The organism is Haladaptatus pallidirubidus, from assembly GCF_020700235.1.
Taxonomy (GTDB): domain Archaea; phylum Halobacteriota; class Halobacteria; order Halobacteriales; family Haladaptataceae; genus Haladaptatus; species Haladaptatus pallidirubidus.
The window spans coordinates 1,940,750-1,963,284 of sequence record NZ_CP085301.1; the positions used below are offsets into that span (position 1 = coordinate 1,940,750).

Below are 22,535 nucleotides of genomic sequence, written 5' to 3' on the forward strand. Positions count from 1 at the left end.
ACCAATGACGAAAACGAGACTCTGCCGAACGTTCCAGACCGCGCCCGCTGCCGTCCCCCGGGACGACAGCGCGAAATACCTCCGCTCCGGCCTCACCGCCGAGGGCTTTGCAGCACCGGACTGGTTGGTGCCCGACCTCGAAGACGGCACCGCGCCGGACATGAAGGACGAGGCGCTCGAAAACGTCCGGGAGTTGCTTCCGGAGTACGCACCCGAATTCCCCGGCGAAATCTGGCCGCGCGTCGAGTGGGGGTACGACAGCGAATCGCTCCGCGAGCGCGGCGTCGAGCAGATCGAGACGCTCTCCGAAACCGTCGGCGAACACGTTGACGGATTCGTCGTTCCGAAGGTCGGGCGGCTCGAAGATGTAAGAGCCGCCGAATCGGCGGTCGCCGCCGCGGCGCGCGAAACTGGCGCAGATATCGAACTGGCCGTCATCGTCGAATCCGCACGAGCCCGTTCCGACCTCCGCGAAATTTCTGGGTTTGGGCACGAATCGCTCCTCACCGCGCTCGTGTTCGGGCCGGTCGATTACACCGCGGAACTCGGCGGGCGCGAAGTCGGCCAGCGCCCTCAGTGGTCGGGACTCTACGAAGCCCTGTCGAACGAAGCGAGTGCGAACGGCCTGCTCTCGATTGGCGGGCCGTTCGACCGCCTGTTTCGCGAGCGCGCAGGGGTTACGTTCTACAACGGCGACGGCTACGCAGACCACGTCGAGCGCGAAGCGCGGGTCGGTCTCGACGGCAGTTGGTCGCTCCACCCCAACCAGACCGCGCAGGCGAATCGCATCCACCTGCCGACTGACGACGAACTCCGTACTGCGGTGTCGAAAATCGAGACGTTCGTCGAAGCGAAAGGAACCGGTACGGGTGCGGTTGCAATCGACGGACAGATGGTGGACGAAGCGACGTTAAAGAACTTCGAAAACACGGTCGAGACGGTTAGTATCGTCCACGAAACGAACGACGAGCAGACGACGGAACGCTACGATGAGGAGCTGCTCGACCGGGCGCTCGCACTCCGGTAACCCGAACCGACGGAAACGCGATTATTCTTCCATTTTTTCACTTTTCACGCCCGCCGACCCCCGAGTAGGCGAACGATTTTTGTCTTTTTGCACGAACCTCGAAACGAATGGTTCACGGCAGTAGAAAGGAGACGCCCCGCGAACGTAGATGGAAAACGCCGCCTCCGCCGTTCGTCAGCGGGGCGAACGTCACCACAGCCGACCGCAACGCACTTCGCGACGCAGGCTGGCCGACGTGTTGGTCGGGTGCCGCCGAACTACTGGATTGGTGTCGTCCGTTCGACGCGGTGCTCGATACCGACGGCACGACGCGCTGGTTCCCCGGCGGTCGGTTGAACGCCTCGTACAACTGCATCGACCGCCACGTCGAAGGCGGTCGCGGCGACGAAGCTGCCATTATTTGGGAAGGGAAACTCGGGGAGACGCGAGCCTACACCTACCGACAGCTCGAAGACGAGGTAAACGCGTTCGCGGCGGCCCTCCGCGACCTCGGCGTTGGCGAGGACGACGTCGTCACCCTCTACATGCCGATGGTGCCGGAACTTCCCATCGCCATGTTGGCCTGCGCACGCATCGGCGCACCGCACAGCGTCGTCTTCGCCGGATTCTCCGCAGATGCGCTCGCCACCCGACTGACTGGCGCGAATTCGGAGTACCTCGTCACCTGCGACGGCTACTATCGACGTGGTACCGCGCTCCACCTCAAGAGCATGGCCGATAACGCCTGTCTCTCCGTCGAACAGGACGTCGAACAGATAGTCGTCAATCGTCTCGACGACGGTCGTTCGACCGGCGACCACCACTCCTACGCAGACCTCGTTTCCGACCACGATGGAGCCGAAATCGACCCCGTCGAGCGCGATTCCGACGATTTACTCTTTCTCATCTACACCTCGGGAACGACCGGGGAACCGACGCTGGTCGGCCACACGACCGGTGGATATCTCGCACACGTCGCGTGGACGAGTTACGCGGTGTTCGACCTCGGACCGGACGACACGCACTGGTGTTCCGCCGACGTCGGCTGGATCACCGGCCATTCGTACGCCGTCTACGGCCCTCTCGCGCTCGGGGCAGCGACCGTCCTGTACGAAGGGACGCCCGACCACCCCGAAAAGAACCGTCTCTGGGAGGTTATCGAGCGCAACGAGGTCGATGTCTTTTACACCGCGCCGACATCCATCCGGGCGTTCATGAAGTGGGGAAGCGAGTATCCGGAGCAACACGACCTCTCCAGCCTTCGACTGCTTGGTACCGTCGGCGAACCCATCGACGAAACGGCGTGGCGCTGGTACCGCGAACACGTCGGCGGGGGCGAGTGTCCAATCGTGGACACGTGGTGGCAGACCGAAACCGGCGGCGTCGTTCTTTCGACGCTCCCCGGTGCGGACCGAATGCGCCCCGGTGCCGTCGGTCGGGAGCTCCCCGGAATCGATGCGGCAGTCGTCAACGAAGTCGGTGAAGAGGTCGCCCCCGGTGAATCGGGGCGCTTGGTTCTCACCCGTCCGTGGCCGGGAATGGCCCGGTCGCTCTGCGACGGCTCCGGCTGGGGCGCCCGTCGAACGAGCACCGTCAGGAATCAGTGGCAGTACGACACCGGCGACAACGCCGTCCGCGACGTGGACGGCTATCTTCACCTTCTCGGCCGGGCCGACGACGTGCTCAACGTTTCGGGTCGTCGGTTGAGTACGGCGGAAATCGAATCGGCCATCGTCGGTGTCGAAGGCGTCGCGGAAGCCGCCGTCGTCGGCGGGACGGACACGATGAAAGGGTCGAAAGTCCACGCGTTCGTCAGCCCCGAGTCGAACGTTGCGGGCGACGAGGCGCTTCGAACGCGCGTCCGGTCGGCCGTCGAATCGGCCATCGGGTCGATTGCGGCACCCGATTCCGTTACGTTCACGCCGTCCTTACCGAAAACGCGGTCGGGCAAAGTCGTCCGGCGATACCTGAAAGCCATCGCGAACGGAGAGACCCTCGGCGACACGAGCGCGCTCCGAAATCCGGAGGTCGTCGGCGAACTCGAATCGCTCCTCGACGAGTAGATTTCACCTTTTCGTGCAAAGACGAAATCGCGACCACCCGATTTCACGCGGTGATATTCACCTTCATCGAATAGCGAGGCGATAGACCCCCCGCTGCTCCCGAAGATTTATTCGTCTTTCCATAGAAATACGAAATATGCGCGGCGAGGAAACGACGGAACACTTGACGACGACGGAGTACGAGCACCTCCGTCGTGGGACCGAAACCTACCGCGAAGACCTCGTCGTGGCGCTGGCTGGACGGGTTGGACTCCGACCCTCGGAACTAACTCGAATTTGCCCCGCCGACCTGCGGGAGCGCGAACGCGACGGGAAACGGTTCTATTTCCTCTCCGTTCCCGACGGAGACGGCGAAACGAGGGAGGCATACGTTCCGCCCGACGTCGCCCACGACCTCCGCAAATTCGCCAAAGCGAACGACGTCTCCCGCCACGACCAGTTTATCGCGGTGTCGCCCCGCCGGGTTCAAATGATGGTTAGCGACGTGGCAGACCGGGTTGACGGTCTTCGTGACGTGACTTGCCGCGACCTTCGAAAATATTTCGCGTGGCGGTGCCTCGTCGAGGAAGAAATCGACCCGCGGGTGGTGCAGACCGTCGGCGGGTGGAAAAGTCTCGAAAGCCTCGCCCCGTATCTCGACGCGCCGACCACGAACGCAATCATCGACGCCTTCGAAAGTCGAAATCAGCAGTCGAGACGTGACGGCGGTCGATCCGACCGCCGCCACGGTCACAGGAGAGACGACGGCTGCGCGGGTTCCCGCCGTCCCGAACTTCTTCGATGCATGAACGAGTTGGGGGAAACGCTCGCGGAGGCGTCCACGACGGAAGATGTAGAACGCATCGTTTGCGACCATCTCTCCGGCATCTACCGCGCCGTTTGGATTTGTGATGCGGACGGTTCCTCACGGACGAGCGCCGTGCCCGCGGGAATCGATAGCGACGGCGATGTTCCCGGTGTCGTCCTCGATGGTGTCGATGTGTTCGATGAAGAGATACCCGACGTGACGATAGTCGGCGGAGGGCTAACCGACGACCCGTCGATCGACGGGTCGTCGGTCAGTAGGTCTGTCGATGCGCCGGTCGGTGGGTCGATTGATAGCCCGCTCATCGGGCCGCTGTCCCGGTGCTCGTTCGCCGTCGCGCCGCTCCAGTCGAACGAAACCGTCCACGGATTGCTCTGCGTCGCTACTGACTCCTTTCGGCCGACGGATCGGACGCTGCTCGCGGATATCGGCCGACGAGTCGGTCGAACTCTCACGTCGATTGCGCGCAAACGCCTGTTGTTGGCAGATACCGGTGTGGTGCTCTCCCTGCGGAGTACCGACAGCGACGTTTTTCTCGTCTCGGCCTCCGAGGAACTCGGCTGTCAGTTCGCGCTCGAAGGGGTGGTACCGACGGCGAACCATTCGTTGCTCTACTTCGTCACGGCCAGCGGGGCCACCGTCGGCGATGTCCTCGATAGGGTAACCGCCGCGGACGCCGTGCAGGATGCCCGTCTCATCCGCGACTACGAGGACGACGCGCTTTTCGAGTTCGTCGTTTCCGGCGACTCGCTCGCGACGACTCTCGTCGAACGCGGCGGCACCGTCCGCGAACTGTCGGTCGAATCCGGCGTCCTCGACGTTTCCGGCGTTTTCTCGGAACACGTCGATATCCGCCGCGTCGTGGAGACCGTAGAAAAGTCGTTTCCGGCGACGGACTTGCGCTCGAAGCGCAAAGTTTCCGAACCCGCGCGGAGTACGGTCGATGTCCAACGGACGGTACACGACCGGCTGACCGAACGCCAGCAAACGGTTCTCCGGGCCGCCTATCTCGCGGGATACTTCGAGTGGCCTCGCGGGAGTACCGCCGAGGAGCTTGCGGCCTCGATGGACGTCTCGTCGCCGACGCTCCACAACCACCTCCGAAAAGCCCAGCAAAAGGTGTTCGATACGGTGTTCGAGGACGTAGACCGTCAGGAAACCGACGCCAGCGGACACTAACTGTTTAATTCCGTCCGCGCGCTGGTGTCGGAGGAACATTTCCTCGCCGGTTGCGAATTCTTGTACACCCCAAGGAACGCCTCTGTGTTGGAAAATCGACCGTTTTGTATAGTTAGCTCCACCACTTATATAATATCGTGAGTCTTGTGAACCTGGCCCATGACGGAAGATAACGATGTCGAACTCGAAGCGCGTCTCGAAAACCGAGAGCGGTTCGAACCCCCTCAGTCGTTCGTTGCGCAGGCGAACCTCGTGGACGACACCATCTACGATGAGTTCGAGCGGAACTGGCCGGAGTGTTGGAAACAAGCGGCCGATTTGCTCGATTGGGAAAACGAGTACGAAACGGTTCTCGATGATTCGGATCCACCGTTTTACGAGTGGTTCACGGGCGGTTCGCTGAACGCGTCGGCGAACTGCCTCGACCGCCATCTCGACGACCGGGGCGACGAGGTCGCAATCGAGTGGGTTGGGGAACCCACCGACGAGGACGACCGGGCGTACACCTACGAAGCTCTCCACCGCGAGGTCAACGAGTTCGCGGCGGCCCTCCGCGAGCAGGGTGTCAAGGAGGACGACGTCGTCACCCTCTACATGCCGATGGTGCCGGAACTTCCCATCGCGATGCTAGCGTGTGCGCGCATCGGCGCACCGCACAGCGTCGTCTTCGCCGGATTCTCCGCTGACGCGCTCGCCACCCGTATGAACAGCGCGGACTCCGAACATCTCGTCACCTGTGATGGCTACTACCGCCGGGGCGACCCGCTTCAGCACAAAGAGAAGGCCGACGAGGGGCTCTCGGGGGTAGACCACGACGTAGAGAGCGTCGTCGTGGTAGACCGACTTGGCGATGAGTACGACCACCCGATGGAGAACGGGGAGTTGGATTACGCCGACCTCGTGGCCGAGCAGGAAGGTGCGGAGGTCGAACCGGTGTCGCGGGACGCCGAGGATATGCTCTTTTTGATGTACACGTCCGGAACGACCGGACAACCCAAGGGCGTCAAACACACTACGGCGGGCTACCTGTCCTATGCGGCGTGGACGACGCAGTCGGTGCTGGACGTCAAGCCGGAGGACACGTACTGGTGTTCGGCCGATATCGGCTGGATTACGGGCCATTCCTACATCGTCTATGGCCCGCTCGCGCTGGGAACGACGAGTGTGATGTACGAGGGGACGCCGGATTATCCCGACCGCGACCGCCTTTGGGAAATCGTCGAAGAATACGCGGTAGACCAACTGTACACCGCGCCGACGGCGATTCGCGCGTTCATGAAGTGGGGGAGTCGATATCCGGAGCGACACGATCTCTCCTCACTCCGATTGCTCGGGACGGTCGGCGAACCCATCAACCCGCGCGCGTGGAAGTGGTACTATAAACACATCGGGCAGGAAGAGTGTCCAATCGTGGATACGTGGTGGCAGACCGAAACCGGCGGCATGATGGTCACCACCCTACCCGGAATCGGGACGATGAAGCCCGGCAGTGCTGGCCCACCACTCCCCGGCATCGACATTCGGGTTGTCGATACGCGCGGCGAGGAAGTCGAACCCGGAAAGGCCGGATACCTCACCGTCGACAAGCCGTGGCCGGGGATGCTGAGAACGCTCTACAACAACGACGAGCGCTTCGTCGCAGAGTACTGGGCCGAATACTCGGACACCGAGAGCGACGACCCGGACGACTGGGTGTACTTCCCCGAAGACGGTGCAAAGCTCGACGAGGACGGCTACATCACCGTCCTCGGACGTGTAGACGACGTGCTCAACGTTTCGGGCCATCGCCTCGGAACGATGGAAATCGAATCGGCCATCGTCGGTGTCGAAGGCGTCGCCGAGTCCGCAGTCGTCGGTGGTCACCACGATATCAAAGGTGAAGCAGTGTACGCCTACGTCATCACCGAGGAGGATTCCGAGGGAGACGAAGACCTGCACGACCGAATCGTCGAAGGCGTCGAGGACGCTATCGGTCCGATTGCGCGCCCCGAAGAAATCGTGTTCACGCCGGAACTGCCGAAGACGCGCTCCGGGAAAATCATGCGTCGGTTATTGGAGGATATCGCCAACGACGAGGAGTTGGGCGACACTTCGACCCTGCGCAATCCGGAGGTCGTTGAGGATATCGCTCAAACGGTCGGAGACGCCTGAACGCCGCTCGAATCGGGACGACCACAACTCATCGAAATTAGTCAACAATGACAGACAATAACGCACAATCAGACGGAACAGCTCCCGACATCGAGACGGACGGCGGCGTCCAGACCGGTCGGCGGAACGTCAACTATCTCGATGCGCAAATCAACATCTTCAAACCGGCGACTCCGTTCATGCGCGACCACCTCAAAATCGTCTGGACGATGTTCGTCGCGTGGGCCGTCATCGTTTTCGGGCCGGTAACGGCGACGTTTCTCGCACCCGACGTCATGACGAGCATCACCGTCCTTGGCTTCCCACTGCACTATCTTCTGACCGCGATGGGCGCGCCGAGTGGTGCCCTCATCCTCTCGTTCATCTACGCGCGCAAGCGAGACCAACTGGACGAGAAGTACGGCATCGACCACTCCACCAAACAAGCCGCGCCGGATACCGACACCGTGGCACCTGACGGAGGCGTCGAGCAATGATTCTCACGCCCCTTCAACTGCTGCCGGACGCGCTCAACGCTTCGTTCAAAATTATTCCGGCTGCTATCGTTTCGGCAATGCTGTTGCTCTTTTTGGGCATCGGATACGCGTTCCGCGTGGCCGATACAGAGGACCTGTGGGTCGCCGGTCGTTCGATCGGTAACGTCGAAAACGGGATGGCAATCGGCTCCAACTGGATGTCGGCGGCATCGTACCTCGGCATGGCAGCGCTCATCGCGCTGTCTGGCTACTACGGACTCGCATTCGTGGTCGGCTGGTCGACCGGCTACTTCGTCCTGCTCATCTTCATGGCCGCGCAGATGCGCCGGTTCGGAAAGTACACCGCGCCCGACTTCGTCGGCGACCGGTTTAATTCGGACACCGCGCGAGCAATCGGCGCACTGACAACGATTCTCATCGGGTTCGTCTACTCGGTCGGACAGGCACGCGGCATGGGACTGGTCGGCATCTACGTGTTCGGCGGCGACTACGCAACCATGGTGATTCTCATGATGGGAATCACCGTCGGCTACCTCGCGCTGTCGGGGATGCTCGGCGCGACGAAAAACATGGCCGTCCAATACGTCATCCTCATCGTGGCGTTTCTGGCGGGCTTGTACGCCGTCGGCTACACTCAGGGCTATTCGACCTTCCTGCCGCAAATCGAGTACGGCGCGCTGTTGGGGTCGCTCAACGCCGAGTTCACCGAACCGTTCAGCGGAACCAGCTACTTCCTGTGGATCGCGACGGCGTTCTCGCTCATCGTCGGCACCTGCGGGCTTCCGCACGTGTTAGTTCGATTCTACACGGTCGAGAGTGAGCGAACCGCCCGCTGGTCGACCGTCTGGGGTCTGTTTTTCATCTGCTTGCTGTACCTGAGCGCCCCCGCGTTCGCGGCGTTCGGAACCGATTTGTACGCAAACGAGGTCGGTCCCGTGTACGGAGCCAACGGAATGAGCGGCGCGGAAGGTGACGTTATCGTCGTCCTCGCGTCGCAACTCGCGAATCTCCCGACGTGGTTCGTGGGCCTCGTCGCGGCGGGCGGTATCGCCGCGGCAATCGCGACGACCGCGGGACTGTTCATCGCCGCCTCGTCGGCCGCAGCGCACGACATCTACACGAACATCATCAATCCCGACGCGACACAGCGCCAACAGCTGCTCATCGGTCGCACCACCATCATCGTGCTGGGTGCCATCGTGACGGTTACCGCACTCGACCCGCCGGCGTTGGTCGGCGAACTCGTCGCGCTCGCCTTCTCGCTGGCCGGACTCGTGCTGTTCCCGATGTTCTTCCTCGGCTTGTGGTGGGAGAACGCCAACCGACAGGGTGCCCTCGCCGGGATGACGACTGGACTCCTCATCTGGACCGCCGCGGTGTTCAACGAACTCATCCTCGCCACCGAATCCGGGCCACTCGTGCCTGCCTATGCCGAGGTGTTCCCCGCAGTCGGGGCCGCACTCGTCGGAACGCCCATCGTGTTCGCCGTCACCATCGGCGTCTCGATGGCGACCAGCGAACCGCCGGAACGCATCAAACGAATCGTTCGGCAGTGCCACAGCCCTGAACCGATGGGGCAACAGCAGAGCGCAGAGGACATCGTCGATGCGAAGGGCGGACACCGCCCGGCGGACGATTGACCACCAACGAATCCCAAACTATCAACCAATGTACGAACGCATCCTCATTCCCACGGACGGGAGCAAAACTGCGGAACTGGCGGTCGAATCGGCGCTCGAGATTGCCGAAAAGTTCGATACCGACGTTTACACGCTCTACGTCGTCGATACCGACGCCATGGACGTGAGCCTCGGCACTGAGCAAATCGACCGCATTCGAGCCGGTCGGTTCGGCGAAATGGACGACCTCGAAGACCGAGCGGGAGAGGCAACTCGGTACGTCGTCGAGCAGGGTCGACGCCGAAATATCTCCGTCGAAGAGCATTTCCGCGCCGGACAACCCCATCGAGTTATCGCCGACTTCGCCGACGATTACGACATCGACCTCATCGTGATGGGAAGCCACGGTCGGAGCGGCGTCCGACGGATGCTCCTCGGAAGCGTCACCGAGCGCGTCCTCCGCTCGACCCATCGGTCGGTGTTGGTCGTGGACGAACGGGAAAAAGTGGAGGAAGGTGAGTAACGTGCAGTTCGCCGGAACCGTCCTCGACCACGTCAAAGAACACCGGTCGGGTATGGTCGCGGATCTCGCCTTTGCCGTGATTTGGGTCGCGGTCGTCACCGCCCTGTTCGACGTGCTTCAGGGGCCAACCTGGGCGTACCACCTGACACTGTTCGCCGGCGTCGTCGGTTACTTCGCCTTCTTCATGTCGCTGGAGTCCGCGCTCGACGCCGAATCGTAGCCTGCGGTCGGTATCTCTTCGGTTGCTATTCTCTCGGTCAATACCTATCAGAGCGCCCGGAAGACGCGAACCGTATCGCGACTACCCGGTTCGCAGACGAGTTGGGCGAGGCCGAGGTCGGAGAACACTCGCTTCCAATCGCGGTGATAGAGCGGGAAATCGTCGTGAACGTAGCTTACTTCGAACCCGTCCCGGCCGCGATGTGGGCTGTTCCCTTCGTTTTCGGCGGTTATTAGCAGGTCGCTCGTGACGCGAATCAACTCCTCGAACACCCACTCGTTTTCGGGATGGATGTGTTGGAGCGTTTCCACGGAGTAGACCACGTCGAAGGCATCGTCGGGGTATTCTGGAAGTACATCCTCTATCGCGCCGGTTCGGAACGTCCCCGTCTCCGCGAGTCGCGGATACCGGTCGTCCATCACGTCGAACGACTCGTCGTTGATGTCGATTCCGGTGAGGTTCGTAAAGCCGTCGTCGCGGAGGTGGGCGAGGTGGCGGCCGGAGCTACAGCCGACTTCGAGGATTTCTGCGTCTTCTTCCACGTAGTACTCGAACACGTTGGTGAGAGTTTCGCTCACCTCGTTCGAACCGATTTGGGCGTAGTACGCGGGCGAAAACTCCCCCGAACGTTCGGCCCAACTGCGATGGTTGTCGTCCGGTTCCATACCGTCCGTCTCGTGGCCGGAAAGTTAAGAGTCACCGTCTCGTGTGTCGCAGGACTCCTCCCGACTTTGGAGGGCGATTGGCATCGAGGACGTATTGATTTCAGCCGCTTTGTCGCTCTGCGAAATCATGGTTGATACACCCGCGAAGAAGGTGGTGGGCGTATTTCAACCGGACGGGAAACTTCGTTCTCCGGTCCCTCCTTATCCAAATTTGAACCCAAAACCGGAAAACCGCGACGGTTAGAAGACGAGGCGGTCAATCAGCCGACGCACGAGTCCGGGACGACGGGACTCGTTCGGATAAACCGTCACCTCGGTGCAGTCAACCGTGGTGCGCTGCTGTGAATCCCTTCCCCCCCAGATTCGGGTGGTGGCGCCGCGACGAATGACGACATCCGGATTCGGTAGGGAGTCGCCGCCGTCGAACCGGACGACGTTCGCGGACACCGAGGCAGAGAGCAGTTCGGCGAGTTCGGTTTGGTACTCCTCTATCGTTCGCCGTCGCTGATTCGATTGTCCGTCCGCCATGTTGAACTGGAGGGTGACCTGACCGCCGGTCTCACGGGCGATGGCGTCGGCCACCGCGACCGTCGTCGGGTCGTACGGCCCGCCCTCGCTGGCGAGAACGACCTGCTGTGGTCGGTCGTAGCCGCGGTTTTCGACCAACAACACGTCGCACGGGGCGTGTCGGACGACCCAATCGATTGGGTCGGCCAGTAGCCGCGACCGAAGACGCAGTCGTTCGTGTTCGGCGACGACTGCGGACACGTCGCGCTGGGTCGCGAAATTGACGATTGCGCGCTTCGTGTCGTGACTGACGATTTCACCGTAATCGACGTCCACGTCTAGTTCGTCAACGAGCGTGTCGGTTTGCTCCTCGAATCGGACGTCCGCCGGTGATTGGACTTCCGCCGCGTGGTTGAGCGGCGCTTGGTCGGGAACCTCGTCGAATCGAACGACGACCAAACGACCGTTGTTCGGTCTGGCGAGGTCGGCGGCGAGTCGCAGGAGTGCCCGCTCGCGGTCCAAACTCACGTCGCGCGTGAGCGCGACCAGCACTTCGTTTCCGTTCCGTTCAGTGACTGATTCCGCCGTCATCAGCGTCTCGGTCTCCGCGAGTACGTTTTTGCCGACTCGGCGGCGGACAACGTCGGTGGCGACTCCCTCGCGCTGGATGCGCGGGCGTGCGTAGACGACGTACCAGACGATACTTCCGACGATGATGACGACCGCCCCCGCGAGGGCGATTGTCCCCATCTGCGTGAGCAATAGGAGACCGCTGAGTACGCCGAAGCCCTGCATCCACGGATAGAGCGGTGACTCGAACACCGGTTCGTAATCGGCGGCCCCCTGACGGAAAGCGAAGACTGCGAGGTTCACCAGTACGAACACGAGAATCTGGAACGCGCTCGCCAGTTTGGCGATCTCGAGGATTGGAACGAAGGCGATGAGCAGGAGTACGACGACTCCCGTCAGCGTGATTGACGAAGTCGGGGTGCCGAACCGGTCGCTTATCGTCGCAAACGAGGGTGGGACGAGTTTGTCGCGACTCATCGCAAACGGGTAACGCGACGAGGAAAGGATACCAGCGTTCGCGGTCGAGACGAGCGCGAGAATCGCTGCGCCGATGACCGCCCACACGCCGGTCCGTCCAAGCGTCGCTTCCGCGGCGACTGCCACCGGCGTGAGTGAACCTGCGATACTGCCTGCCTCGGTTACGCCGACCATCACCGCGACGATTGCGACGTACAGCAACGTCGTGAACGCCAGCGACCCGAGAATCCCCAACGGAATGTTCTTCCCCGGATTTTCGACTTCCTCCGCGACGCTAGCGACTTTCGTGACCCCGGCGTACGAGACGAACACGAGTCCGGTTGCGGCCAGCAGACCACTCCAGCCTCCGACGAAAAACGGCTCGTAGTTCACCGTCTGAGTGCTTCCGACACTTCCCGCGACGAACCAGCCGAGCGCCGCGAGCATGACAACGACGATGCCGACTTGGAGTCGCCCGGTCTGTTTCGCGCCGAGCATATTCACGACAATGAGAAACGCGGCCAATCCGATGGCGACCGGTTTCACCGGCAGATCGAACAGCAGTACGAGATACGGTACTCCGCCGACGAGTGCGAGCGCACTTTTGAACGAGAGGGAAAACCACGTTCCGACACCCGCAATCGTCCCTAAAATAGGGCCCATTCCGCGTTCGATGTAGATGTACGTGCCGCCCGCTTCGGGCATTGCAGTCGCCATCTCGGATTTTGAGAGGGCGGCCGGAACGACCAACACCCCTGCGAGCAAGTACGCGAGAATCACCGCGGGACCTGCTATTTTGAGTGCGAGTGCGGGAAGGATGAAGATACCGCTCCCGATCATCGCGCCGATACTGATAGCGAACACCGCACCGATTCCGAGGTCTCGTTCGAGTGTTTTCACCATTGTGTCTAAAACCTATTAATATATTCAAAAGTGACAACGTACGGTGGCACCTGCACGGCATTTCGAGCCATTACCATCGCTCCGTAATCAGACGGCCGAGGGCGGCCGCGGCGTCAACTGTCTCGATATTGAGGTCTTTGAATGCGGTCACACGGCGCGGGTCGTTCACCCGTGCGATAACACGGTCTACGCCGAACTGTGTCCGGGCTAATTGTGCCATCAACAAATTTACGCCATCTTCCGGACAGACCGACAGAATCGTCGTCCCTTCGTGGATATTCACGCGACGTAGTTCGGTTAAACCGAGCGATGCGCCGCAGTGAACCGTCAGTTCAGGGGGCGGGTCGCTCGGAGGCATCGTATCGACGAGCGCAACTGACACCCCCTTGTTGACGAGTCTATTTGCAATCTCGTGACCGACGTAATCTCCCCCGATGATGCATGTGTCGGGATTTCCGGTCTGCCGTGCGTCGTTTATCGTGTCCTTCCATGGTTGACTCATAGGTATCATACTCCGATGCTTCTCGCTTGCTTGGCTACGAGAAGCACCTTAGACTGTTTTGAGAGATGGATGAATATAAAGTTAGCTTATTTTCTGCGTCTATCGGAAAAATACGGGGAAAATTTACTATTATGTCCTCGTCAGCATCTGAAATCAGCGGACGGGCTGGTATATTCGTTCCTGATGAGGTCTTCGTCCACCACCTCCAATCCGAGTTCGTCGAGCTCGCGACCGATGCGACTCAAATCGTCGCTATCGTTCCCTACGACGCTGACGTGAACGTTATTCTCCCCGGTCATCACTTCCGTGACCCGAACGACGCCGGGAACGTCGAGCGCGGCTTCGGCGAGTTCTTCGCGATTACGGACGGACGCGCTACAGATGATGAGCGTGTAAAGCTGATAGCCAGCCTGTTCGTAGTTGACGTCGGCGTCGTACCCCTGCAGAATCCCGTTTTCCTCCAGTCGTTCGATGCGGTTCCGAACTGTGCTCGCAGAAACGCCCGCGGCTTCGGCGATGTCGTTAGAGGTAGTTTTCCGTGCGTCGCACTGGAGCATATAAAGAATCGTTTGATCCAGTTCGTCGATGCCTTCGAGTGTCATGTACCTGTTCTCGAATCCGCGGAATATATGCCTGTTGAATGCGTGAATAGGTGTAGACAGCGATGTGCCGACTTCGTCTGCGAGTCGGCGCGTCGTTCACCGCACTGACGAAAGTAGGAATTAATTCTCCATTTCACCGCGGTCTCGTCGAAGAATGTGGTAATTATTTGACTAGCCCGCAGATTATTCCGCGAGAATTGGCGAAATCAACTCGATAAAGAAACCCTTTAAACTGTGTGGTCAAATTGTTACGCGAAGCATCGATGACACCTACTCTCGTTCGGACGACAACCTCTCCTGCGGGGTGGTCACGCTGACCAGCTCGCGGCTGCTGGTTCCGGTTTCGGAATCGTTTTCCCTCCGGAATACGGTTGCGTATGTCGTTCAGCAGGCTCTCGAACGTGCCAGAGAAACCGGTTCATCGGCGACTATCCACTTCGTCTACCCGCTTTCGGAGCGTCTCACATTCGACACGGAGACGAAAGAGACTAAGACGGCTCACACGCTTCTCGACCGAGTGGCCGTTTGGGCTGAAGAAGACCTTGGTGACGACGCTGACGCCGTGACGATAGAAACCACGATGGTCGGCACTCGCGAATATTTGTTCAGCCCCGCAGATTACGCCGATGTTTTCGTCCGGTACGCTCGCGATCACGACCTCGAACGTGCGGTGTTCGATCCCGGATTCAACCCGCTCGGAACGACGCCGCTACTACCGCCGCTGGAGGCCGAAGTTCGTAGAGCCGGTCTCGACCTTACCGAAGCGCCTGTCCAGCGAGAACGGCGGAGTCCGCTGCTAGTGAAACGCGGGACGGTCGCTCAGTTCTTTTCCCTGTTCAGCGTCTCGTACTTCTTTTACCTCCTGCTCGCGGGCTCCGTCGCTCCGTTCGAACTCGCTACGGGCGCAATCACCGCGAGTATCGTCGCGGTGTCGCTGTGGGGAGTGTCGCTTACGACCCCGGTTCACCCCATCCGGACGACCAAACACCTCGGACGGTTCGCGCTGTACGTGCCGTATCTGCTGTGGCAAATCGCGAAAGCGAACGTCGAAATCGCTCGCGTCGTTCTCCATCCGGATCTCCCGATTGACCCGAAGATGGTGGAGTTCGACGCCGCCGTGTGGTCGGCGCTGCCAGTTACGACGCTCGCGAACAGTATCACTCTCACCCCCGGTACTCTTACCGTAGACGTTTCTCGACGACATTTTACCGTTCACACGCTCACCGGTAGTTCGCGCGACGATTTGTTCGATGGCTCCCTCGAACGAGCAGTCCGATTCGTTTTTTACGGACTGGCAGCCGCACGAATTCCCAGTCCAATTGAGCGCAGGAAGAAGGAGGAGGATAGTTCGTGACGCTCGTCAACGATATCCTGATGGCGGCCGCCGCGGGATTCGTGTTTACCTCACTGGTCGGCGTCTACCGCATCGTCAGCGGTCCGACGATGCCCGACCGCGTCATCGCCATCAACGTTATCGGTTCGAACGTCGTCATCGTCATCGCACTGTTGGCGGCGGCTATCGGTGAACCCGGCGCGCTCGACATCGCACTCGTGTACGCGCTGTTGAACTTCCTGTTGAGCATCGCCATCTCGAAGTTCACCGTCGAACGCGGGGGTGTTCTGTGATGACGCCACGAGAAATTGCGGTTCTCGTACTGGCCGCTGGCGGTGTCTTTTTCGCCGTCGTCGCCGTCGTCGGACTCGTTCGTCTTCCGGACCTCTACACGCGCGCGCATAGTACCTCAAAGAGCGAGACGCTCGGTGCGATTCTGACGCTCTCTGCAGTCGCAATCTCGTTCGGCATCGACCTCTCGACGCTGAAAGTCGTCCTGCTCCTGTTGTTCATGTTCATCACGAACCCAACCGCTGCACACGCCATCACCCGTGCCGCAACCGAACAGGGTATCGAACCGTGGACCGTGGACGAGGAGGAATCATGAGTGCGATAGAAATCGGGCTACTGGTGTTCGTCCTCTCCTGCGCGCTCGCGACGGCACTCCTTCGGGACGTTCTCGGTTCGATTATCGCGTTCAGCGCGTACAGCCTCGGCATCGCAATCGTCTGGGTGTTCCTTCGGGCACCCGACGTGGGTCTCACGGAGGCCGCAGTCGGTGCCGGTGTCATGACGGTGTTGTTCTTGTTGACCATTGCGAAAACCGTCCGTCCGTCCGACGAACGGGCCCTCGAAAACGTCGATTTCCGCGCGTTGGGGGTCGCGGTCGCGCTCGTCGCGGTGCTTTCGACGACGCTATTCGCGCTCCCGCCGGTCGGTGCCGCCGATTCGGCGGTCGCCACCGACGACGTGACGAAGTATTATCTCGACAACGCCTACGAGGAAACGGAGGTAAAAAACAGCGTAACCGCCGTCCTCGCGGCCTACCGTGGGTTTGACACCCTCGGCGAGGCCGTCGTCGTCTATTCGGCGGGCGTCGGTCTCTTGTTGGTACTTCATAAGGAGGCGTTCGAATGAACGACGATACGAACGAGGTCACGACGAACGAGTCACAAACGCCGTACGTCGAAAGTCCCATCATCATGGCGACTGTCCGGATCATCACGCCGTTCGTGTTCACGTTCGGGCTGTTCATTATGTTCCACGGTGCGGACACATCGGGTGGCGGCTTCCAAGGCGGCGTCATCGTCGGTACGGTCGTCCTCATGCTTGGCATCGCGTTCGGCATCGGGACGACGCGCGACTGGGTCGGCCCGAAGCTTCCCGTCGCACTCATCAGTATCGGCGTGCTCGCGTTCTTGTTGACCGGCGTCGGTTCGGTGATACTCGGCGGTGGATTTTTGGAATATTCCGCCTACGGCATCCACCACGCCACCAAATACGGCATCGAGTTTGTCGAGTTAGCCATCGGTCTCATCGTGTCCGGAATCGTCACCGGCCTCTTTTTCGTCATCGCGGCCGGGATGCGGAACAGCGGAGGTGAGACGGTATGATAGAGCTACTTGCGTCTCGAATCTACTACCTCGTCGCGTTCTCCCTGTTAGGTGTTGGAACGTACATGATGATCGGAAATCAGAACCTCGTGAAGAAAGTTATCGGCATGAACATCTTCCAGACAGGGATTTTCCTCTTCTTCATCGTCACCGCGTTCGTCAAGGGAGGAAGCCCCCCGCTGCTGACCGCCGCGGAACCGCACGTCAGCCCGCTCCCGCACGTGCTGATACTCACCGCCATCGTCGTCGGCGTGAGCCTCACGGCCGTCGCGCTCGGACTCATCGTTCGCATCTACAACGAGTACGGGACTCTGAATGAGGAGGCCATCCGGAAGGTGACCGCCGATGAATGACCTCGCTCCGCTGTTGGTTTCGATTCCAATCTTCGGATCCATCATGGTGTTTCTCGCCGGACTCGTCCGGTCGAAATCCGGCTGGTCGATTGCCGCGCTCGCATCGCTCGTCCAAGTCGGTGCCGCGGTGGCGCTCGCGGTTCGAGCGTTCGGCGAACAGCCAGTCCGGTACGTCGTCGGCGGATTCACCGCCCCGTACGGCATCGAACTCGTCATCGACGGCCTCTCCGCGACGATGGCGGTTCTCGTCGCGGTGGTCGCGCTCGGCGTCCTTGGCTACGCGCGAGTTGCGGGGCCGCGTTCGAATTCGTTTTACGCGACGTACCTGCTCCTCGTCGCCGGTCTGACCGGAATGAGTATCACCGGCGACGTGTTCAACATGTACGTTTTCCTCGAAATTACGGGGCTGGCGGCGTACGCACTGGTCGCGAGCGGCAGAGGCGGAAAGTCCGCTCTCGCGGCGCTGAAATATCTCCTCGTCGGCACCGTCGGCGCGTCGCTGTTCCTGTTGGGAATCGGCTACGCGTACGTCGCAACGGGGACGCTGAACATGGTCGATCTCTCCAATCAGCTCGCGGCGGTCGGTTACACGTCGCCGCTCGTGCAGGCGTCCTTCGGCCTCCTCGTAGCTGGCCTCTTCGTCAAGGTCGCCGTCTTCCCGGTTCACACGTGGCAACCGGCCGCGTACGCTGGTGCACCGGATTCGGTGAGCGCGCTCATCTCCGCGCTCGTCTCGACAGTCGCGGCCTACGCGCTGATGCGAATCGTCTTCACGGTTTTCACCGTGGATTTCTTGCTCGAAAACTCGCTCGCTCGCACCGTCCTCGTAGCCGGTGCGGTGGTGAGCATCATCCTCGGGAGTGTTCTCGCGGTCACGCAGACCGACATCAAACGGATGCTCGCGTACTCGTCGGTTTCGCAGTTCGGCCTCGTCGTCGGTGCCATCGCGGTGGCAAACGTCTCCGCGCTAACCGGTGCGATGATTCATCTCGTCGGGCACGCCATCATGAAAGGCGGCCTGTTCCTGACAACCGGATTGGTTGCGAACTCGACCGGCGACCGAACCATCGACAGTTACGAAGGACTCGCCGAGCGCTCGCCCGTGGGCGCGGGGGTGTTCGGCGTTCTCGCGCTCGCGATGGTCGGCGTTCCCCCGGCGGTCGGATTCGTCGGGAAGTGGTACATCGCGGTGGGTGCGGTCGAGGCGGAGGCGTGGCCGCTCGCGGTGGTTATCCTCGCGAGCACGCTCCTGACGCTGGCCTACTTCGTCCGGATTATCGAGCGGATGTACTTCCGCGAACCCGCAAAGCCGTCCTCACCCGTCGAAACGGCGGAAACCGAATCGGCCGCCAGCATCGTCGCGGACGGAAACGGAACCGATGCCGAACTAGCACCGGTCTCGATGGGGATGCGGGCGACGGTTCTGACGGCGGCGGTGCTGGCCATCGCTCTCGGTCTCGCCGCTTTCGGGTATGGAGAGCTCCTCGAACCAACGATTGAACGCCTTCTCGCATGATAGAAATACCATCTTACAGACCGGTCGCGGCAGTGCTCGTATCGGCAGTCGTTATCGTCCCGATTCTCGCATCGCGAGGACGGCCAAACGTTCGGGAGTTTTGGACCATCCTCGCGGCCGTCGCGAACCTCGGGATCGTGGCGAGCATGGTTCCGGGCGTCCTCGACGGGAACGTGTACGTTACCGACTTCGGGACGTTCGTTCCCGGCGTGCAATTTTCCCTTCAGGCCGACGCCCTCGGCATCCTCTTCGGCCTGTTGGCGAGTTTGTTGTGGTTGGTGACGAGCTTTTACAGCATCGGCTATATGCGCGGGTTGGACGAGCACAACCAGACGCGGTACTTCGCGGCGTTCGCGGCCAGCGTTTCGGCGGCGATGGGAATCGCGTTCGCCTCCAACATCCTCGTCCTGTTCGTCTTCTACGAACTGCTCACGGTGGCGACCTATCCCCTCGTCGCGCACGACGAAACCGAAGAGGCGCGCGCCGCCGGGAGAAAGTATCTCGCATACACCTTTAGCGGCGGCGTCGCGGTGCTCTCCGGCGCGATTCTTGTGTTCTGGATGACCGGAACGACGACGTTTACCCCCGGTGGAATCGCCGATTTGGCGACCGCCGACCCGATGTTCGCCCGCGCTGCGTTCGCGCTGTTGATGACCGGATTCGGCGTCAAGGCTGCGCTCATGCCACTTCATTCGTGGCTTCCCGACGCGATGGTCGCCCCGACGCCGGTGTCCGGACTCCTGCACGCCGTCGCGGTCGTCAAATCCGGCGTCTTCGGAATCGCACGCGTCATCCTCGACGTGTACGGACCCGATTTGGTCGCAGACCTCGGCCTCGGTCTGCTGCTGGCGAGCGTCGCGGCATTCACGCTCGTCACCGCGAGCATCATCGCGCTCAGACAGGACAACTTAAAACGCCGACTCGCGTTTTCTACGGTGAGCCAGCTTTCGTACATCGTCCTCGGACTGGCGGTGCTCAACCCGATGTCGCTCGTCGGCGGTCTCCTTCACATCCCCGCGCACGCGTTCATGAAACTCACGCTGTTCTTCTGCGCCGGTGCAATCCACGTCGAGACGCACACCGACGACATCAGCAACATGGCGGGTATCGGCAGGCGAATGCCGCTGACGATGTCTGCCTTCGCGATTGCGTCGTTGGGTATGGCCGGGATTCCGCTGGTTGCGGGCTTCGTCAGCAAATACTACCTGCTTATCGGAACCGTTACCGCCGGAGACGTCGTGTTCACCGGCGCACTGCTCGTTTCGGGCGTTCTCAACATCGCGTACTTCTGGCCGGTCGTCTACACCGCATTCTTCGAATCACCCGGAAAAGCCGACCCGAAACCGGTCGTCGAGAACGTTTTGGGCGGTCGGTACGGCGAACGCGACGCAACCACCGACACGGCCACCGACGGCGGTCGTTCCCCCGACGACGACGTTGAGAGAGACGACCATGGATACGCCCCCGACCACGAGGGGCAAGGAGCGATCGACCGTAGCGAGGCCGCAGTACACATTCGGCCGGAACACGGCCACGACGATAGCCTCGCGTGGGAACATCGCAGATGGAACGGCGACGAATCCACGTGGTTCATGCTGGGACCGATTCTCTTCGCGGCGGCGGGGTCTATCGTTCTCGGTATCGTTCCCGACGCCGCCGTCTTCCTTCGAATTGTTAGGCTCGTCGTTTCCGGCGTGACGGGGGTGACCGTCTAATGGTCGATCCCGTCGTTCCGCCGTTCTTGCCCGTCCTGCTCGCGGCCGTACTGCTACCGTTCGTCGGTCGGAAAATTGGCCACGCGCTTGGTATCCTCGCCACGGCCGCCGTCGTTCCGTACGTCTGGCTGTCGCCGGAGGGCCAACATCTCCCCGTGTCGCTGTTCGGGTTCGACGCGGTTCTCTACAACGTGGATGGGTTTTCCACGTTGATGGGCCTCATCTTCGGCTTTATCGGCGCGGTCGCCGTCCTCTACTCGTTGTACTCGAACGCGGATTCGATTCAGACCGCGTTCGCGCTCTCCTACGTCGGCACGAGCCTCGGAGCGGTGTTCGGCGGAGACTGGCTCACGCTCATCGTCTTCTGGGAGCTGATGGCGGTTACGAGCACCCTGCTCGTCTGGTACTACGGCGGTCGCGCGGTGCGCGCCGGATTCCGGTACGCGCTGTTGCACGGCGTCGGCGGAACGCTACTGCTCGGCGCCGTGGTGTGGCATTACGTCGAGGCCGGGTCGTTCCTATTCTCGGCGACCAGCGGCGGAATGGCGGGCGAAATCGCACCCATCCTCGCCGCCATCGGTATCGGCGTCAACGTCGGATTCGTTGGCCTCCACGCGTGGCTTCCGGACACGTACCCCCGACCGCACATCGCCGCGAGCGTTTTCCTCTGCGTCTACACGACCAAAACCGGCGTGTACGGGATGTATCGGGTGTTCCCGGACGGTGAACTCGCCATCGCGTACATGGGTGCGCTCATGGCCGTCTTCGGCGCGAGCATGGCGCTGCTGCAGAGCGATATGCGCCGACTGCTCTCCTACCACATCCAGTCGCAGGTCGGATACATGGTCGCCGGCGTCGGTATCGGCGGTGCGCTCGCGACCGGCGGTGCGTTCGGCCACGTTTTCAACCACATCCTCTACAAAAGTCTGCTGTTCATGACCGTCGGCGTGATTATTTTCCGGACAGGTGAAGAGAATCTCAAAAAGGTCGGCGGCCTCGCACGGGAGATGCCGATTACCACCATCACGTTCACCATCGCGGCGCTCTCCATCGCCGGATTCCCCGGATTCAACGGCTTCGTTTCGAAAGGAATGGTTCTCAGCGCAGCGCACAAGAAACATCTCGATGTTCTCTGGTATCTCCTGCTGGCGGGCGGTGTTGGGACGTTCCTCTCGTTCATCAAGTTGGGCTACGGCGCGTTCGTCGAGGGCGAGTACGACAGTTCGGTAAAAGACGCAAATCGGGGGCAGTCGGTCGGAATGATTCTCGTCGCCGGTCTGTGCGTGTTCTACGGACTGTTCCCATCGGCGCTGTTCGCCATTCTTCCTACCGAAGGGTTCCATTACACGACCTACACCCTCGGCCACATCGAAGAAGGACTTGCGCTGGCGGCTATCGCCGCCGTCGGTTACGTGTTCTTAAAGAAGCCGCTCAAGAAAGTCGGCCGCGTTCCGGACATCGACAGCCTGTACAATCCGGTCGCGTTGTACGGAACTCGCGCGGTAGTCGTCGGCACCACGAATCTGTACGCTGGCGTTGACCGCGCAGTGGTGAAGGTGTCGCGCGTCTCGACCGACGTCGTCACACACCCAGACTCCGCGCTCGGGCGGCTCACCGGCCACGACCACGTTCGGCTCAGCGCGGGTATCGGAATGAGCGTCGTCCTCGTGGTGCTCGTTCTGGTAAGTATACTGACTCTGATGCTGGTTTAACCACTGTTCGGACCGATTTTGGATATCCGTTTTTGGCGTTCGTATC

The 22,535-nt window shown here is 61.1% G+C and carries 21 protein-coding genes; 17 read left to right on the forward strand and 4 right to left on the reverse strand.

The genetic code is table 11. The annotated features are described in order from the left end of the window. Positions 1–4: 4 nt before the first annotated feature. The 8 genes from citE (at position 5) to LIX15_RS10615 (ending at position 10,042) form a co-directional block, all read left to right on the forward strand. Positions 5–1,027: an L-malyl-CoA/beta-methylmalyl-CoA lyase gene (gene citE / locus LIX15_RS10580; protein ID WP_227773158.1), complete on the forward strand. Its 1,023-nt coding sequence runs from the start codon at positions 5–7 to the stop codon at positions 1,025–1,027. A gap of 107 nt (positions 1,028–1,134) precedes the next feature. Then, the gene (gene acs, locus LIX15_RS10585) at positions 1,135–3,069 is read left to right on the forward strand and encodes an acetate--CoA ligase (RefSeq protein ID WP_227773159.1); all 1,935 of its coding nucleotides are present in this window, start codon (positions 1,135–1,137) and stop codon (positions 3,067–3,069) included. Between the two features lie 136 nt (positions 3,070–3,205). Then, a complete protein-coding gene (locus LIX15_RS10590) occupies positions 3,206–5,053 on the forward strand; it encodes a bacterio-opsin activator domain-containing protein (RefSeq protein ID WP_227773160.1) in 1,848 nt (615 codons plus the stop codon). Between the two features lie 159 nt (positions 5,054–5,212). Continuing rightward, positions 5,213–7,204, forward strand: coding sequence for an acetate--CoA ligase (gene acs / locus LIX15_RS10595; protein ID WP_227773161.1), 1,992 nt, complete (start codon positions 5,213–5,215; stop codon positions 7,202–7,204). Between the two features lie 47 nt (positions 7,205–7,251). After that, complete coding sequence (locus tag LIX15_RS10600) at positions 7,252–7,680, forward strand: DUF4212 domain-containing protein (RefSeq protein ID WP_227773162.1); 429 nt, start codon at positions 7,252–7,254, stop codon at positions 7,678–7,680. Beyond that, positions 7,677–9,320, forward strand: coding sequence for a VC_2705 family sodium/solute symporter (locus LIX15_RS10605; protein WP_345411540.1), 1,644 nt, complete (start codon positions 7,677–7,679; stop codon positions 9,318–9,320). The genes LIX15_RS10600 and LIX15_RS10605 overlap by 4 nt, the downstream gene beginning before the upstream one ends. A 28-nt stretch (positions 9,321–9,348) precedes the next feature. Next, entirely contained in the window at positions 9,349–9,822 is a 474-nt protein-coding gene (locus tag LIX15_RS10610; RefSeq protein ID WP_227776869.1) for a universal stress protein, read from the forward strand. A gap of 1 nt (position 9,823) precedes the next feature. Further along, positions 9,824–10,042 (forward strand): DUF8119 family protein, encoded by a 219-nt coding sequence (locus LIX15_RS10615; RefSeq protein WP_345411555.1) that lies wholly within the window; start codon positions 9,824–9,826, stop codon positions 10,040–10,042. Positions 10,043–10,089: 47 nt separating this feature from the next. Here the strand turns inward: LIX15_RS10615 and LIX15_RS10620 are convergent, their stop codons facing one another. The 4 genes from LIX15_RS10620 to LIX15_RS10635 form a co-directional block, all read right to left on the reverse strand. Beyond that, on the reverse strand, positions 10,090–10,707 hold the full coding sequence (locus tag LIX15_RS10620; RefSeq protein ID WP_227773163.1) for a class I SAM-dependent methyltransferase: 618 nt from the start codon (positions 10,705–10,707) through the stop codon (positions 10,090–10,092). A gap of 240 nt (positions 10,708–10,947) precedes the next feature. Next, positions 10,948–13,140: an APC family permease gene (locus tag LIX15_RS10625; RefSeq protein ID WP_345411553.1), complete on the reverse strand. Its 2,193-nt coding sequence runs from the start codon at positions 13,138–13,140 to the stop codon at positions 10,948–10,950. Positions 13,141–13,213: 73 nt separating this feature from the next. Continuing rightward, entirely contained in the window at positions 13,214–13,645 is a 432-nt protein-coding gene (locus LIX15_RS10630; RefSeq protein WP_227773165.1) for an NAD-binding protein, read from the reverse strand. 140 nt (positions 13,646–13,785) lie between these two features. Further along, the gene (locus LIX15_RS10635; protein WP_227773166.1) at positions 13,786–14,247 is read right to left on the reverse strand and encodes an Lrp/AsnC family transcriptional regulator; all 462 of its coding nucleotides are present in this window, start codon (positions 14,245–14,247) and stop codon (positions 13,786–13,788) included. A gap of 313 nt (positions 14,248–14,560) precedes the next feature. Between LIX15_RS10635 and LIX15_RS10640 the strand changes: the two genes are divergently transcribed. From LIX15_RS10640 to LIX15_RS10680, 9 genes are read left to right on the forward strand one after another with little or no spacing between them, the layout of a single operon-like run. Further along, on the forward strand, positions 14,561–15,601 hold the full coding sequence (locus LIX15_RS10640; protein ID WP_227776870.1) for a monovalent cation/H+ antiporter subunit E: 1,041 nt from the start codon (positions 14,561–14,563) through the stop codon (positions 15,599–15,601). Next, positions 15,598–15,873, forward strand: coding sequence for a cation:proton antiporter (locus LIX15_RS10645; RefSeq protein WP_227773167.1), 276 nt, complete (start codon positions 15,598–15,600; stop codon positions 15,871–15,873). The genes LIX15_RS10640 and LIX15_RS10645 overlap by 4 nt, the downstream gene beginning before the upstream one ends. Next, positions 15,873–16,187, forward strand: a complete 315-nt coding sequence (gene mnhG / locus LIX15_RS10650; protein ID WP_227773168.1) for a monovalent cation/H(+) antiporter subunit G — start codon at positions 15,873–15,875, stop codon at positions 16,185–16,187. The genes LIX15_RS10645 and mnhG overlap by 1 nt, the downstream gene beginning before the upstream one ends. After that, complete coding sequence (locus LIX15_RS10655; RefSeq protein WP_227773169.1) at positions 16,184–16,717, forward strand: DUF4040 domain-containing protein; 534 nt, start codon at positions 16,184–16,186, stop codon at positions 16,715–16,717. The genes mnhG and LIX15_RS10655 overlap by 4 nt, the downstream gene beginning before the upstream one ends. Continuing rightward, positions 16,714–17,193 carry an MnhB domain-containing protein gene (locus tag LIX15_RS10660; protein WP_227773170.1) on the forward strand — a complete coding sequence of 160 codons (480 nt, stop codon included), beginning with the start codon at positions 16,714–16,716 and terminating at the stop codon, positions 17,191–17,193. Before LIX15_RS10655 ends, LIX15_RS10660 begins: the two co-directional genes overlap by 4 nt. Next, the gene (locus tag LIX15_RS10665) at positions 17,190–17,546 is read left to right on the forward strand and encodes a cation:proton antiporter subunit C (protein WP_227773171.1); all 357 of its coding nucleotides are present in this window, start codon (positions 17,190–17,192) and stop codon (positions 17,544–17,546) included. The genes LIX15_RS10660 and LIX15_RS10665 overlap by 4 nt, the downstream gene beginning before the upstream one ends. After that, positions 17,539–19,062, forward strand: a complete 1,524-nt coding sequence (locus LIX15_RS10670) for a monovalent cation/H+ antiporter subunit D family protein (RefSeq protein ID WP_227773172.1) — start codon at positions 17,539–17,541, stop codon at positions 19,060–19,062. Before LIX15_RS10665 ends, LIX15_RS10670 begins: the two co-directional genes overlap by 8 nt. Then, positions 19,059–20,777 carry a cation:proton antiporter gene (locus LIX15_RS10675; RefSeq protein WP_227773173.1) on the forward strand — a complete coding sequence of 573 codons (1,719 nt, stop codon included), beginning with the start codon at positions 19,059–19,061 and terminating at the stop codon, positions 20,775–20,777. The genes LIX15_RS10670 and LIX15_RS10675 overlap by 4 nt, the downstream gene beginning before the upstream one ends. Then, the gene (locus tag LIX15_RS10680) at positions 20,777–22,489 is read left to right on the forward strand and encodes a Na(+)/H(+) antiporter subunit D (RefSeq protein ID WP_227773174.1); all 1,713 of its coding nucleotides are present in this window, start codon (positions 20,777–20,779) and stop codon (positions 22,487–22,489) included. The genes LIX15_RS10675 and LIX15_RS10680 overlap by 1 nt, the downstream gene beginning before the upstream one ends. Positions 22,490–22,535 lie beyond the last annotated feature (46 nt).